The sequence below is a fragment of the Neobacillus vireti genome, from assembly GCF_036962465.1.
Lineage (GTDB): Bacteria > Bacillota > Bacilli > Bacillales > Cytobacillaceae > Neobacillus > Neobacillus vireti_B.
The window spans coordinates 92366-108590 of the sequence record NZ_JBALNF010000016.1; the positions used below are offsets into that span (position 1 = coordinate 92366).

Here is a 16225-nt window from a genome sequence, read left to right on the forward strand (position 1 = left end):
AAATAGCCTCAAATGTCTATTAAATTCCCAATTGTTATTTATTACCTGTGCTTAATATGAAAGTCCACACATTATTATAGTATAAAGGTTTACATGCCTGAAAACAATAGAAATCACTGTTAACACACGAGTTATCAAATGATATCACTGATAAAAAAAATTATTAAATAAACGTTCTGAAAATAGCCAGCTTCGTATTTGAAAAAACGATAAAAAACCCGTGGAGTAGTCCACGGGCGGTATTTCATCTATTACATAAATTCAGCAACTAATTTATCAAAGTGCGCTTGATCAAGGTTTAATTCCGCTTTCGTTAATGGTTCTGCGGAATAACTAGGAATTAATTCTTGATAAGAAGGACGCTCAGTGTTTTGGTAGATTAGACCGGTTACTAAGCCGTTATGCTGCATTAATGTTTGCATTGCTTGTTCGCGATTAGAAGGATCATATCCTTCAATCGTACTTAGTTTTGTAAGGTTTTCCTTAAACCAGTCATATGTGTTAACTTTGTTGTAAGTTACACATGGGCTGAACACGTTAATTAAGGAGAATCCTTTATGTTTTATTCCAGCTTCAATTAATGCCGTCAGATCCTTTAAATCTGTCGAGAAGCTCTGTGCGACAAATGTAGCGCCAACTGTTAATGCCATTTCCATTGGAGAAATCGCTTGTTCAATCGAACCCATTGGAGTAGATTTTGTTTTAAAACCTACTGCAGAACGAGGGGATGTTTGTCCCTTTGTTAAACCATAAATTTGGTTATCCATAACAATGTAAGTAATGTCAACGTTACGACGAATCGCATGAATGGTGTGTCCCATTCCAATCGCATACCCGTCACCATCACCGCCGGAAGCAATAACAGTTAAATCACGGTTTGCCATTTTTACACCTTGGGCAATTGGAAGTGAACGACCATGAATGCCATGGAAGCCGTATGAATTAATATAACCAGAGATACGTCCTGAACAGCCGATCCCTGAAACAACTGCTAAATTTTCTGGTTCTAAACCACAATTTGCTGCTGCACGCTGCATTGCTGCCTGTACAGAGAAGTCGCCACAGCCAGGGCACCAGTTCGGTTTAACATCATTTCTAAAGTCTTTAAAAGTGGCCACTTAGAACAACTCCTTACATTTTGAATGAACTTCGTGGGGTAGGAATGGGTTCCCATCGTATTTAACATATTTAGTAATTTTATCAGCATGACCAATATTCATTTTCATAATGTTTGCTAACTGTCCTGTTGCATTGTTTTCAACTACGATTACCTTTTTCGCAGATTGAACTAATGGAAGTACTTCCTCCGTTGGGAATGGATGAATTAGGCGAATTTGGGCATGATTTACTTTCAAACCATCTTTCGCTAATCGAACCATAGCCTCTTCAATTGCACCGCGAGTCGAGTTAAACCCTACAATTAATAAATCTGCATCTTCATATGGTGCATTTTTATAAACAGGTGTGTTAAAACGAATATTTTCAACTTTACGGAAGCGTTTATCCATTTGCGCAATCCGGTTTGCAGCTGATTCTGATGGTTTACCAGTTTCAGCATGCTCAACTCCAGTAACATGGTGGATTCCGTTCTTCATACCAGGAATTGTACGAGGGGAAATGCCATCTTCTGTTACTTCATAGCGCTTGAAATAGCCTTTGTTTTCAATTTCAGGAAGCTCTTCGGTTACAAGCTTTCCACGTCGGATTTCAACTTTAGATACATCCAAAGGTTCAACGGTTTGCTTACCTAATGATAATTGAAGGTCAGACAATACGATGACCGGACATTGATATTCTTCAGCTAGGTTAAAAGCTTCTGCAGTATCATAGAATGCTTCTTGAACAGTACTTGGCGCTAAGACGATTTTAGGAATTTCACCATGTGTTCCGTAAATCATCGCCATTAGGTCAGACTGTTCTTGTTTTGTTGGAAGACCTGTAGAAGGACCTCCACGCTGTGTATCAACAATAACTAGCGGAGTTTCTGTAATACCAGCTAGTCCAATTGCTTCCATTTTCAAGGATAATCCAGGACCAGATGAAGCTGTGATCGCACGTATACCACCGTAACTTGCACCAATCGTCATTGTACATGCAGCAATTTCATCTTCTGTTTGAATTACTGTGCCGCCAACAGCTGGTAATTTCTTAATTAAATATTCCATGATATCAGAAGCAGGTGTAATAGGGTAAGCAGCCATGAATCGACATCCACCTGCCATAGCACCTAATGCAATTGCATCATTTCCAATCATATACATACGGCGTTTGCCATCTGCTTTTTCAAGTACCATCGTCGGTACAGATGCATCCATTTTTTCTTTCATATAATCGTAGCCCGCTTTAATGGCATCCATATTCTTGGCTACAACCTTATCACCTTTTTTACCAAAAATCTCTCGAACTACTTCTTCAAAAACTTGAATATCCAAATCTAGAACGGCAGAGGTAGCCCCAATGGCAACCATGTTTTTCATTAAGGAAGTCCCTAATTCTGTTGCAATTTCAGTGAATGGAACCGCATACAAGGAGGCTTCAGTGTCTTCAGGTTTCTTTGGATCAAATTTTGCATCAGCTAAGATGACACCATTACTGTGCAGTTCTTTGTAGTTAACATCAATAGTTTCTTGGTCGAATCCTACAAGGATATCCAGGTCATCAGAGATAGAGCGAACCTCTGTTGTACTAACTCTGATTTTATTATTCGTATGACCGCCTTTAATACGTGATGAAAAGTGACGATAGCCATACAAGTAATATCCTAGGCGATTCAGTGCGATAGCAAAGATTTCCCCAGTACTTTCAATACCTTCCCCTTGTTGTCCGCCAACTTTCCACGAAAGTTGATTGATCATTCCTTACACCCCTTTGGATATGTATAATTAAGTAGTCTAAATCATTTTAATTGTAGCACAATTCCAAGTAACCCACTAGAAATTAGCCTATGAAAACGCAATTAAGACTAAATAGTCAGAATTGAGAATATGTACTAAACGCTTACAATTCTAGACCTAAGAACCCAAAATTGCAACCCTTTGGCTCGAAATATTGTCTAAAATATGAATATTTTTTTATTATTAAAAAATGGCTATTACATCACTAGGGAAATTACGTTAAAATAAACGTTTAGATATGCAAATACTAGATTCCTTTACTATAATTAGTATTCTCATTTAGCTTTGTGTTATATAGCAGAATAGTATTTTTCTAATTCTTATATACTTTTAACAACAAAAAACCTGCTGGAAACATTTCCAAGCAGGTTTTTGCTGTTTATGTCCTGAGGCCTATCTCTTTCAACGCGGCTCCACAATTAGCTTAATGGCTGTGCGTTCTTCCCCGTCAATCAAAATATCGGTAAACGCAGGGATACAGATCAAATCAACTCCGCTAGGTGCTACAAATCCTCTTGCAATCGCTACTGCCTTAACGGCTTGATTCAATGCACCCGCACCAATTGCCTGTATTTCTGCTGCACCTCTTTCACGCAGAACTCCGGCAAGTGCACCAGCTACAGAATTAGGATTAGATTTTGCTGAAACTTTTAATATTTCCATTCCTAGCTCCCCCTTAGAAAAATCCCGATCCCGCATGAGCATTTCATGAACAAATCAGGTTATAACATTCCACTGCTACTATATTCAGCTGTGAAATGACATATTCCGGCTTGGACGAAAAAAGTCAAAAGAAAAGCTCCCGTGCACGTGTGCACGAGAGCTAGAAAACGCTTTTACTGCTATAGGCGCAGTCAAAGCCGGTAACATCCATTTCGATTCGGAAGTTTTTAACTATAAAAAGGATGGTCATCATTGATTAGGATTGGCACCATCTTTTTAGAAAATCCTGTTTTTCGATCTAATTCAATGTAAACAGCACTAAGCTGATTTCTGCCGGCCGTCGGTACTTCAAATCGAACTGGCAGGCTTGTTAGGAACCGTTTGAGCACAGCCTCCCTTTCCACCCCAAGAATACCGTCGTAGGGGCCTGTCATGCCCACATCAGATAGATAGCCAGTCCCTCCTGGCAAAACCCGGCTGTCAGCCGTTTGAACATGTGTATGAGTGCCAACAACAGCCGATACTCTTCCATCTAAATACCAGCCCATGGCCTGCTTCTCACTGGTTACTTCCGCATGAAAGTCCACAAAAATGAAAGGCGTCCTTTCTCTGGCAATTTGGACTAATTCATCCGCTTTTTTAAAAGGACAGTCCAACGGGGCCATAAAGGTCCGACCCTGAAGATTTATAACCGCTATTTCAAATTCATTAACCTTAAAAAAGGCGAGTCCTTTTCCCGGTGTTCCTTCCGGAAAATTCGCAGGTCGAACCATATTTTTTGCCGAATCGATAAATTCAAATATCTCTCGGTTATCCCATGCATGATTACCCAGTGTAACCGCTTGGGCACCATGGCTCAAAAATTCACGATAGATCTTTTCGGTTATCCCCTTACCGCCCGCTGCATTTTCACCATTTATGATCGTAAAATGGGGCCGATATTTTTCCTTTAGCTTTGGCAGATATTCCTTCACCATGTCTCGCCCCGGGGAGCCGACGACGTCACCGATAAAAAGTAGATTCATTTTATTCCCTTTCGTTGATAAAAATTCGTATTGTTTAAATTGTATCACATATGGTTCTTCTTTAATCAAAGTAATGCGTAAGCGCCTTGAGCAGGAGAACTGGAACTGAACAATTCTCACATCCTTGATGCTTTCATATCTTCATGCAAAAAATAAAGCAGTGCATTCGCACCGCTTTATTTTGCATATTCAACAGCCCGCGTTTCACGGATGACTGTTACTTTAATATGTCCAGGATAATCAAGTTCCTCTTCGATTCGTTTACGAATATCTCGTGCTAATCGATGAGCAGCAAGATCATCAACTGCGTCTGGTCTTACAATAATACGGACTTCTCTACCTGCTTGAATCGCAAAAGATTTTTCAACGCCTTCATAAGACTCTGAAATCTCCTCAAGCTTTTCAAGGCGGCGGATATAGTTTTCGAGTGTTTCACTACGAGCTCCTGGTCTAGCAGCTGATAAAGCATCTGCTGCTGCCACAAGGACGGCAATGATGGATGTAGGTTCTGTATCACCATGGTGGGATGCAATACTATTGATCACAACTGGGTGTTCCTTGTATTTCGTTGCAAGTTCTACCCCGATTTCCACATGGCTTCCTTCTACCTCATGATCAATGGCTTTACCGATGTCATGAAGTAATCCTGCACGCCGGGCCAGTGTTTCATCCTGACCAAGTTCAGCAGCCAATAAGCCCGAAAGCTGAGCCACTTCCATAGAATGCTTAAGTACGTTTTGACCGTAGCTGGTACGGAATTTTAAGCGGCCAAGGATTTTGATAAGATCGGGATGAAGTCCATGGACTCCCACTTCAAAGGTTGTTTGCTCCCCGACTTCACGAATATATTCATCCACTTCCCGACGGGACTTTTCAACCATTTCCTCGATTCGGGCCGGATGGATCCGTCCGTCTTGAACTAACTTCTCTAAAGCTAAGCGAGCCGTCTCTCTTCGAATAGGATCAAAGCCTGATAGAATGACAGCTTCAGGAGTGTCATCAATAATCAAATCAATTCCCGTTAATGTTTCAAGGGTACGAATATTTCGTCCTTCACGACCGATAATCCGGCCTTTCATTTCGTCATTTGGAAGGTTGACGACAGAAACAGTCGTTTCCGCAACATGGTCAGCAGCGCAACGCTGGATGGCTAAGGAAAGAATTTCCTTCGCTTTCTTGTCGGCTTCCTCTTTCGCCCGATTTTCACTCTCTTTAATCATTATAGCCGTGTCATGGGATAGTTCTTGTTCCATTCTGTCGACAATGATTGCTTTTGCTTCCTCGCGCGTTAAGCTCGATATACGTTCGAGTTCAGTTTGTTGTTTTCGTACCAACTCGTCCACTTTGCTTTCCATCTCTTCAATATGCTGTTGTCTTTGGTTTAGAGAATCATCCTTCTTTTCTAAAAGATTTTCACGCTTATTTAACGTTTCCTCTTTTCGATCTAAATTCTCTTCTCTTTGCAGTAAACGGTTTTCTTGTTTTTGCATTTCATTTCTTCGTTCACGAACCTCACGTTCAGCTTCAGTACGAAGCTTGTGAATTTCATCCTTTGCTTCTAGCAAAGCTTCTTTTTTCAATGAATCAGCATCACGTTTCGCATCTTCAAGAATCTGCTCTGCAGCATTCTTTGCACCTGCTACTTTTGCATCAGCAATGGATTTATGAACAAAATAGCCAACAACGGCACCGACGATAAGGCCAAGCAAAATGGAGATGATAGTAATTAAATCCAATCGTTACACCTCCTCTTGCTATGAACTTTTGTTTTTTTTTTTAAGTGTCGGCATGTACATTGTTTAGACTCAACATACAGCAAGCACCAAGGCTTTTCGCAATGTAATATTTCCAAAAATGTAAAATATACATGTTAATTGTAAAGCTGTGAATATTTATTGTCAAGGCTTTGTCCGATTAGCTTTTTGAAATATTTAGAAATCAGCCTAATCTAATTGATAGCTTATAATGCCAATACTGTATATTTATAAACGTTTGTGAATTTTAATACAGAATTAACAAAAAAGCAAAACCATTTTCTGGCTTTGCTCGACTCAGACCTATTCTAATAAATTAATCTGTTCATCTTCATCTTCTGATTCCGTTACAATCTTTTCTCCGTCTAAACCGAAGTGTTCACGGATTTTTTGACTAATATCATCCCGGACTTCAGTATTTTCTTTTAAGAATAGCTTTGCATTTTCACGGCCTTGGCCTACTCTTTCATTGTTATAAGAGTACCATGAACCGCTTTTTTGGACGATATCTAATTCGGAACCTAAATCAACGATTTCGCCTTCTTTAGAAATACCTTCTCCATACATAATATCCACTTCAGCCGTACGGAATGGCGGAGCTACCTTGTTCTTTACTACTTTAATTTTAGTTCTGTTACCAACCATTTCAGTGCCTTGCTTTAAAGTTTCTGCACGGCGTACTTCAAGACGGACAGTGGAATAGAATTTTAAGGCACGGCCACCAGGTGTCGTTTCGGGATTTCCGAACATGATTCCGACTTTCTCACGAATCTGGTTAATAAAGATTGCAATTGTTTTTGATTTATTGATTGCACCTGATAGTTTACGAAGAGCTTGCGACATTAAGCGGGCTTGTAAACCTACGTGTGCGTCACCCATTTCACCTTCGATTTCAGCTTTAGGTACTAGGGCAGCAACGGAGTCAATTACAATAATATCAACTGCACCGCTTCGTACTAAAGCTTCAGCGATTTCAAGCGCCTGCTCACCTGTGTCAGGTTGGGATAATAGTAATTCATCAATGTTAACACCAAGTTTTTGTGCATATGTTGGATCAAGTGCGTGCTCGGCATCGATAAACGCTGCTTGTCCACCTTTTGCTTGTACTTCTGCAATGGCATGAAGGGCAACGGTTGTTTTACCGGAGCTTTCTGGACCATAAATTTCAATAATACGTCCTCTAGGGTATCCGCCCACTCCCAGTGCCACATCAAGTGCTAAGGAGCCGCTCGGAACAGTTTGTATTCTTGTTTCGGTTTTTTCTCCCATTTTCATAATGGAACCTTTACCGAATTGTTTTTCTATTTGCTTTAACGCCATTTCTAAGGCGGCCTTACGGTCACTCACAAATAGTTCCTCCTTTTTATATATAAAGAATTAAAGTTAAATTATTGCGTTGAAGTCTATGAATATAAAACCTATTATTACTATACCTTCTTTTAGTCTATTTGTCGAGTAAAAAGGCGAACATTTATTCGACCAATTTATTAACAATTAATAGGAGGAAAACAGCAGTATTAACCCTGTTTTTGTTTTTTTACTGTTGTTAACTAGCTACTAATTCTATTTTCCCTTTTTATCTGAAAAATGAAACTTCTATGGTTTTATTAAGTAGGAATTTTTATGGAATCTCCTATTCTTATTGGACAACATTCTTTATGATTTTGGTAATTTGTCTAATAGGAGGGCTCTATTGGACAAAACTTTGTTATCCCTTAGCTAAACTGTCCATTAGAAGGGTCCTATTGGACAAAATTCTGTTATTCCTTAGCTAAATTGTCCATTAGAAGGGCCCTTTTGGACAAAACTCTGTTATTCCTTAGCTAAATTGTCCATTAGAAGGGCCCTTTTGGACAAAATTCTGTTATCCCTTAGCTAAACTGTCCATTAGAAGGGCCCTTTTGGACAATTTCCTCTGTGATCGAAACCTAACTATCTAATAGAACAACACTATTGGACAAATCCCTCTTTACCAAAACCTAACTGTCTAATAGAACGGAACATCCCTATTAGACAAATTCCCCATTTATCAAAATCTAAACTGTCCAATAGCAATAATTCATCACGCTCTCCCGTCCAACCCCACTCCAAAACAAAAAACCACAGAACACTAATTAGCATTCTGTGAATCTTTTAACGTTTTCAAGACAAAATAACAACCATATTTCACCGCACGATTGCGAATTGCTTCCCTTGTTCCTCCAAGAGTAAGCTTTTCCACTATCGTTGGCCTTCCCTTACTCGCAATTCCAATATAAACCGTGCCCACCGGCTTGCCTTCCAGCTCATCCGGACCTGCTACACCAGTGAAACTAATCCCAATAGCAGCGCCTACTAACGAAGCCGTATTTTCTGCAAGCTCTATTGCACACTGTTCACTGACCGCACCATCATTCTCAAGGGTTTCCTGTCTCACTTGCAGAATATTGTGCTTTACTTCATTTGAATAGCAAACCACTCCACCTTTATAAACAGAACTTACACCGGCAATCGAGGTTAACTCCTTCTGGAACAAGCCCCCAGTTAAACTTTCCGCAGCTGTAATCGTTAGGTTTCGTTCTTTTAAACCCTTCGTCAGTTCAGCAAATAATGAAGTATGATCATACCCATAAATATACTGACCAACACGTTGACTTATTGCTTTTTCCACTTCATCCAGCATGGACTGGGCAACATCCTCGTCCACGTGTTTTGCCGTTAAGCGCAGGGTCACTTCCCCATCTCCGGCTAGCGGGGCAATCGTAGGATTGCTCTGTGCATCTATGATATCGATAATTTCCGTTTCCAAGGCCGCTTCCCCGATTCCAAAGAAACGCAGCACCCTTGAAACAATTTTCTCATTCGCCGTTTCCTTAGAGACCAGGGCCTGGCAGCCATATTGACGAAACATCGGTTCCATTTCCTTTGGAGGACCAGGTAAAAGCATGTATGTATTACCATTCATCTCCAGTACCATACCAGGAGCCATACCATGGTCATTTGGAAGAATATGCGAGCCTTCTAACACCAATGCCTGCTTACGATTATTTTCCGTCATCACACGATTGGTCCGTGCGAAATATTGCTCAATCGACTCTAATGCCTGTGGGTCCATCACCAAATTTTTACTTAGATGGCGGGCAATTGTTTCTTTGGTTAAATCATCCTTGGTTGGTCCCAATCCACCGGTAAATATAATGATGTTCGCTCGGCCTTCCGCCGTTTTAATCGCAGAAAGCAGCCTGTCAGGATTGTCCCCTACAACTGTATGAAAATAGACATTAATTCCGAGCTCTGCTAATTGCTGTGAAATAAATTTTGCGTTAGTGTTAACAATTTGTCCAAGCAATAACTCCGATCCTACGGCAATGATTTCAGCATTCTTCAAGCCTATCCCCCCTTAAAAACATCGGCAGTCTTATTTTGAATTTTTTAATACATGGCTGTTCTTTGCAAAGTAATCCCAGCCAGACCAGATCGTAAAAATCATGGCTACCCATAGTGATAAAATATCAAATCGGAATGAGATCATTTCAAACAATATATTATGTAATAATAGTGAAGAAATGGCGATAATTTGTGTCCATGTTTTAATTTTACCTAGCATATTCGCTGCGACAACCTCACCTTCACCTGCGAGTAACAAGCGAAGTCCAGTAACCGCAAATTCTCTGCTGATAATAATGATGACTATCCAAGATGGAGCATAAACATCAGGGAGTTCAACGAGAACAATTAAAGCGGCTGACACTAGTAATTTATCAGCCAATGGATCAAGGAATTTCCCCATATTCGTCACAAGGTTATATTTACGGGCATAATGACCGTCCACCCAGTCTGTGCAGGAAGCTATTATAAAAATAAGTGCACCCACAAAATGGGTAACTGGTAAATCTGCTCCAAGAAGATGCATGTCTCCCCAGTCAAAAGGTACAAGCATCATTATTAAGAATAATGGAATTAATAAGATCCTTGATACCGTTATTCTATTAGGAATATTCATATTTTTTTCTCCTTATCATTGAAAAAGTGAAAAATAGCCATCAGCAGATGACTATTCATTCTTCAGAACATGTTGAATCCTGATATTCTGAACATTAGCTGTTGCTGGTATTGCATACTCAAGCTTTTGATCGTTAATATAAATATCAGTATCTGCAGCATTTCCGACCCTAATCACAGCCATATCTTCTGCGGATAAATCTTGAGTTTGACTCTCCGTTGCCCCTTTTTTAAGGGTACCTTGGAAAAAGGTTTTCTGTTTTCCATTTTTAATGCTTACCCATGTTTGTCCTTTTGAAACTATCTTAATGACAAATTTATCAGCATTTTTTAAATCATAGGTTGTGGTGTTTCCCTGTGTTTGAACAGCTGTTACCGCCTGCTTTGGTGTATCAGCAGGAGGCGTCGTTTCCACATTTGGCTTTGCTGTTTCTGCTTCTTTTTTGGTGTCGTCTTTTTTGGTTACTTCATCTGCTTTAACTTTTTCAAGTTTGGCTGATTTTTCAAGTTTAACCTGCTCGCGGTCATTACTGATCGTTTCATTCTTCGAATCACCGGCGTGGATGGCAATAAAGTAATATAAAAGACTAGCAATCCCTATAACAAAAACACCTATTAAAACCTTTGGCAAGGCGTCTAATACTTTTGAGTCCCCTTTTGAGATCGCTTTGTGCGTATTCACACGTGATAAATGATGTATTTCATCATTATGGGAGGCTGGGATCTCGTTTTTATAGGTTTCAAAGATTTCATCAGGATTTAAATCCAGTGCTTCTGCATATTGCTTAATAAAAGCCCTCACATAAAAATTCCCAGGCATGCTGGCATAATTACCTTCTTCTATCCCTACTAAATATCGCTTTTGAATTTTGGTTATGGTCTGAAGATCGTCTAAGCTTAAATTTTTAGCTATTCGGGCTTCCTTTAATCGATTCCCTAGTTCCGTCACCTTTAACACCTTCCAATTTATTAAAAATCAAAATCTCCAAAATCAGATCCGGAGAACATATTATGCTGATCAACGACATCGTAGGTGATTTCTTCTTCGGCGTCGTTGCGAAGTTCAATGATATAATCGAAATCGTCTAGCGTGTACTCTGAGTTCTGTACAAAGATATCAGGATGCTCAATCACTTTAACGGAAGGCAAGCGCATAATTTCACGTACCAGCTGCCAGTGACGTTCATTCGCACGTCTAGTAGAGACAATTCCATCAAGGATAAACAAATTGTTGGCGTTATATTCATCCTCAATCAGCTGATTACGGATTGTTTGTTTTAGCAAAGTCGATGAAACAAACAACCAGCGCTTATTGGCACAAACACTTGCTGCAACCAGTGATTCGGTTTTACCAACGCGAGGCATCCCACGAATACCGATTAGTTTATGCCCCTCCTGCTTAAATAATTCTGCCATAAAATCAACTAATAATCCAAGCTCATCCCTCACAAATCGGAATGTTTTTTTATCATCAGCGTCCCTTTGGATATAACGGCCGTGTCTAACTGCCAGCCTGTCACGCAGTTTCGGCTCTCTTAGTTTTATTAGTTTTATTGTGTCCATAGTATTTAAAATTGACTCAAGCCGTTTTATTTGATCATCATCTTTTGCTAAGATTAACAATCCACGCCTGCCTTCATCCACACCGTTTATGGTGACAATATTAATTGCAAGCATCCCTAATAAAGAGGAAATGTCACCCAAAAGACCAGGTCGGTTTTTCTGAATCTCATATTCTAAGTACCATTCTTTTTTCATTAATAAAAAACCCCCAAAAAGAAGTTTCGACAAATTTTTTACACTGTCACGTCTAAACCTTATAATAAATGATTTTGATAGAAGATGAAAGGAAAAACAATGAATATGGTCTATTTATTAAAAATCTTTACGGAAAAGGCAGGATGTTTACAAAAAGCGAAAAGAGAGACCCTCAGGCCCCTCTTTTTTAGCGTGATCCGTTATTTGAAATTAATTTTACCATCATGTTAGCAATCGCCTGCTGTTCTTGTTTATCCGCAACAGACCAAAGATCTGCAAGAATTCTTTCCTGTTCATTTTTCGGCTCTACTTGGTTTGCTAAGTAGTCACCAATTTGAAAAGCAAGGTTACTAACAGCACCTTCACTCATGCCTTCGTTTTGTGCATGATGAAGACGATCCGCTAAGAAGTCTTCCCACTGTTTCCAGTTTTCTAAAACAGACATTGTATTCCCTCCTTTAGAATAGTACAAGGTTATTTTGCGAAGAAGCACCCTGAACTATTCATAGGAAACCATGAAATTTTTCTTAGGTATACCATCCCCCGTTGACCGACAACACCTGACCTGTGATATAGGAGGACTCATCAGACAGTAAAAAAGCTGCACTGGCAGCAATTTCTGCAGGCTTTGCCATTCTTCCCATTGGAATTTCAAAGGAAACCTGCTCTAGTTCTTCAGGTGTGAAGGCCTCCATCATGGGTGTATCCACAGCGCCTGGAGCAATGGCATTTACGCGAATTCCATTTAACGCCACTTCTTTACTAAGCGCTTTTACAAAGGCAATTTGGGCCCCTTTTGCAGCGGAGTAGGCAACTTCACAAGCAGCACCTGTCTGCCCCCAAATTGAAGTAACAACAATAATATTCCCTGTCCGTTTCGTTAATAATTTAGGTAATAATTCTTTGGTTAGCATCATGGGATTTAGGACATGAATATTCATTAACTCTTCGGCCTCGCTATGCTTTAAATCGACCAGCAGTCCATAATGACTTTTCCCCCCGCAATGTATCATAGCATCTAACGAAAAGATTTGCGGCAGAACAGATTGATATCCATCAGCAGAGGAAAAATCAGCCTGGATGGGGATATATTCACCGCCATAAGTTTCAAGCTTAGTAATTAAATTCCTGATCGATTGTTCGTTTTGATTGTAATGCAGATATAAATGATACCCTTTTGCGGCTAAATTCATGGCCACCGCTTGTCCAATTCCCCCACTTGCTCCCGTTATTAACACATATTTTTTCAATTATAATCACTCTCTCATATAGTAAGGCCCACACGCCAGTATTTTGGCTGGTGCGCCACTAATCTGTTGCTATCCGCCAGTAAACCCCACACAAAACCACTTCTCAAGCATCCAACGCCAAAGAAGCGCCGGGTTACGACGCTTCCTCGCCTACTTTTGTTTCGGGATCACTTGGCATACCGAGAACCGTTCCTCTGAAATAACTTCAGAAGCTAACGTTTGTAAATCCTGCAGGGTTATCTTTTCGAGCGTTGGCACAACGTCGAATAAATTCATATCATTAAACGCATACCGGGTAAACTGGTTAGCGATATATTCAGGTGAATTCACAGCCCGCAGGAAGGCACCAATTTTCTTCCTTTTAGCTCTTTCTAACTGTTGATCATTAAACACACTGCCTTGTTTGGCATCAAGAAGCATTTGTCTCAGCCTGTCAGATAATTTATCCGGCTCCGCCGTATCTCCTCCTATCATCGCAAAGCCAAAGCCTTGTTCCTGGGTATAGTCATAGGAAAAGGTTTCATCGACAAGCCCCTCGTCATAAAGCTTATTATAGTTATCCGAACTTTTTCCAAACAATAAATCGAGCAGCACATTCATGGTTAACTCATTTTTGAGCAGTACCTCACCAGTCTGATCTACATGAAGGGCTTTAATTCCTAAGAGCGCTTTGGAAGTTTGCACATTCATTTGAAGAACCTGTTTCTTTTCAGCAGCCTGCGGCGGCTCTTCTTCAAATTTACGTTTAATCTCCGGCATCGCCTCATAATCCTTTTTCGCCTGGTTTTCTCTCACTTGGGTCATTATTTTTTCCGGGTCAACAGGACCCACAATAAATAACAGCATATTGCTTGGGTGGTAAAAGGTATTGTAACACTCATACAGCCAATCTTTATCTATTTCCGCAATCGATTCAATGGTCCCAGCAATATCAATTTTCACTGGATGATTTTGATATAAATTCTGGATCAAGCCGAAGTATAACCGCCAATCAGGATTATCATCATACATGGTTATTTCCTGACCAATGATACCTTTTTCCTTTTCGACCGTTTTTTCGGAGAAATAGGGACTCTGTACAAAATCAATTAGAGTTTCTAAGTTTTTTTCTACATCAGAAGTACTTGAAAATAAATAAGCTGTCCGCGTAAACGATGTAAACGCATTGGCAGATGCCCCTTGACGGCTAAACTGCTGGAACACATCGCCATCTTCCTTTTCGAAAAGTTTGTGCTCTAGAAAGTGGGCAATTCCATCTGGTACCTTGACATACTCGTCTTTGCCGAGTGGCACAAAGGTATTATCGACCGAACCATATTTGGTTGTAAAGGTACAATATGTTTTATTAAAACCTTTCTTTGGCAGGATATAAACATTTAAGCCATTAGACATCTTTTCATGAAAAAGTTCCTCTTGAAGCTGGTCAAACGTAATTTTCTCCATTATTTGCCCGCCTCCGTTCCCGTTAAGAAATAAATCGTATCAAGCTGAATCTTTTCTGCCACTGCTGTGATTTCTTCCTTTGTCACTTTATTCATTTCATCCATCCAGGTATCAAGTGATATCGTCGTATCTGCCACCACATTATGATACAGAATTTCGGTTAAGCCTCTGGCCGTGTCTACTGTCTCCATAATTTGATTTTGAATCACTGCCTTGGTCTGCTCTAATTCTTGGTCGGTAAAATCTCCTTTTTTCATCGCATCCATCTGTTCATGAATGATTCCAACTGCCTGGTCATAGTTTTTCAAATCAATCCCTGACATGACCAGCATTAAGCCTTTATGGCTCTCAAGCCGGCTTGCCGCATAGTATGCAAGACTGGCTTTTTCACGAACATTAATAAATAGTTTAGAATGTGAAAAGCCGCCAAAAACCCCATTAAATACTTGAAGAGCAAAATAATCAGGGTCTCCATAAACGATATTGGTCCTGTACCCGATATTTAATTTCCCTTGTTTTACATCCTGGACTTCTTTTACTTCATTCACATTTGATCTAGGGGCTGATTTTTCAGTTTGGATTTTTTTCGGGGTCCGATTCTCAAACTGTAGTAAATGGCCTGCTAGTTGTTTTACTTCCTCTTCTTTCACATCACCGATTACATAAAGGTCCATTTCATCTTCTGAAAAGGCCTTTTGATAATATTCGTATAAATTTTCCGGTGTGATGGCATCAACATCGCTGGCTTCCCCATTTACCTGGAGGGCATATGGTTCGTCTTTACACATTTCTTCTAATAGGCGGACATTTGAATAACGCATTTTATCATCAAAAACAGATTGAATCCGGGATTTAAGAACTCGTTTTTCCTTTTCCACAGTATCCTGATCAAAGGCATTTCCGCTTGCATTTGGATTCGTTAAAATCTCTGATAACAGTTCAAATCCTTTTTTCAACAGTGGGGCTGGGTCGCTTAAAAATTTTTCATTGGCTATTTCCAAGGATACACTCATCACATGGTATTCACCTTTTTTGGCCAAATCAACATAAAGTGTTGCCCCGTATAGTTCATCTAAATAAGAGCGTAATGCTGTGGTAGAAGTATGTTTAGCCGAACTGCTTTGTAATACATGCGGAAGCAGGGCCCGTTTCGTTACATCTTCTTTTGTTAAAGGTGCTTTCATTCGCCAGACGAATGTATTGGTCTTATACTTTTCGGTTGCAATGACATGGAGTTTATAACCCTGCAATTCTGTAATTTTTTCTGCCGTTGAGTCCATTGTAATCCTCCTTTTTCTAAAGGGCTTACTTATAATATGTAAACATTTTTCTTTATATCTTTTCCTTTTGTAAAAATACCTATACTTCTTACTATAATTTGCCAAGCATGTACAATACAAGAAATTACGCTTATTTATTAAAAATGCTGTATTAATCCTGAATGTTGATTTCCGCTC

The 16225-nt window shown here is 39.8% G+C and carries 14 protein-coding genes; all 14 read right to left on the minus strand.

Annotation, left to right across the window (positions count from 1 at the left end; all coding sequences use genetic code 11):
- Positions 1-251: 251 nt before the first annotated feature.
- The 14 genes from V7077_RS07310 to yfmF all read right to left on the minus strand — a co-directional run bounded on the left by V7077_RS07310 (position 252) and on the right by yfmF (position 16048).
- Positions 252-1118 carry a 2-oxoacid:ferredoxin oxidoreductase subunit beta gene (locus tag V7077_RS07310; protein ID WP_335499950.1) on the minus strand — a complete coding sequence of 289 codons (867 nt, stop codon included), beginning with the start codon at positions 1116-1118 and terminating at the stop codon, positions 252-254.
- The gene (locus V7077_RS07315; protein ID WP_335499952.1) at positions 1119-2855 is read right to left on the minus strand and encodes a 2-oxoacid:acceptor oxidoreductase subunit alpha; all 1737 of its coding nucleotides are present in this window, start codon (positions 2853-2855) and stop codon (positions 1119-1121) included.
- A gap of 441 nt (positions 2856-3296) precedes the next feature.
- A complete protein-coding gene (spoVS, locus tag V7077_RS07320; RefSeq protein WP_003211281.1) occupies positions 3297-3557 on the minus strand; it encodes a stage V sporulation protein SpoVS in 261 nt (86 codons plus the stop codon).
- A gap of 227 nt (positions 3558-3784) precedes the next feature.
- A complete protein-coding gene (locus V7077_RS07325) occupies positions 3785-4582 on the minus strand; it encodes a TIGR00282 family metallophosphoesterase (protein WP_335500122.1) in 798 nt (265 codons plus the stop codon).
- Between the two features lie 176 nt (positions 4583-4758).
- Complete coding sequence (rny, locus tag V7077_RS07330) at positions 4759-6318, minus strand: ribonuclease Y (RefSeq protein WP_335499954.1); 1560 nt, start codon at positions 6316-6318, stop codon at positions 4759-4761.
- 321 nt (positions 6319-6639) lie between these two features.
- A complete protein-coding gene (recA, locus tag V7077_RS07335) occupies positions 6640-7683 on the minus strand; it encodes a recombinase RecA (RefSeq protein ID WP_335499956.1) in 1044 nt (347 codons plus the stop codon).
- A gap of 763 nt (positions 7684-8446) precedes the next feature.
- Positions 8447-9703, minus strand: a complete 1257-nt coding sequence (locus tag V7077_RS07340) for a competence/damage-inducible protein A (protein ID WP_335499958.1) — start codon at positions 9701-9703, stop codon at positions 8447-8449.
- A 30-nt stretch (positions 9704-9733) separates the two neighbouring features.
- Positions 9734-10318, minus strand: coding sequence for a CDP-diacylglycerol--glycerol-3-phosphate 3-phosphatidyltransferase (gene pgsA / locus V7077_RS07345; protein WP_335499960.1), 585 nt, complete (start codon positions 10316-10318; stop codon positions 9734-9736).
- Between the two features lie 51 nt (positions 10319-10369).
- A complete protein-coding gene (locus V7077_RS07350; RefSeq protein ID WP_335499962.1) occupies positions 10370-11266 on the minus strand; it encodes a helix-turn-helix domain-containing protein in 897 nt (298 codons plus the stop codon).
- Positions 11267-11286: 20 nt separating this feature from the next.
- Positions 11287-12075, minus strand: coding sequence for a DUF3388 domain-containing protein (locus V7077_RS07355; protein WP_215040815.1), 789 nt, complete (start codon positions 12073-12075; stop codon positions 11287-11289).
- A 187-nt stretch (positions 12076-12262) separates the two neighbouring features.
- On the minus strand, positions 12263-12520 hold the full coding sequence (locus V7077_RS07360) for a DUF3243 domain-containing protein (RefSeq protein WP_101647898.1): 258 nt from the start codon (positions 12518-12520) through the stop codon (positions 12263-12265).
- Between the two features lie 82 nt (positions 12521-12602).
- Complete coding sequence (ymfI, locus tag V7077_RS07365; protein WP_335499966.1) at positions 12603-13325, minus strand: elongation factor P 5-aminopentanone reductase; 723 nt, start codon at positions 13323-13325, stop codon at positions 12603-12605.
- A gap of 150 nt (positions 13326-13475) precedes the next feature.
- Positions 13476-14768, minus strand: a complete 1293-nt coding sequence (gene yfmH / locus V7077_RS07370) for an EF-P 5-aminopentanol modification-associated protein YfmH (protein ID WP_335499968.1) — start codon at positions 14766-14768, stop codon at positions 13476-13478.
- Entirely contained in the window at positions 14768-16048 is a 1281-nt protein-coding gene (yfmF, locus tag V7077_RS07375) for an EF-P 5-aminopentanol modification-associated protein YfmF (protein ID WP_335499970.1), read from the minus strand. The genes yfmH and yfmF overlap by 1 nt, the downstream gene beginning before the upstream one ends.
- Positions 16049-16225 lie beyond the last annotated feature (177 nt).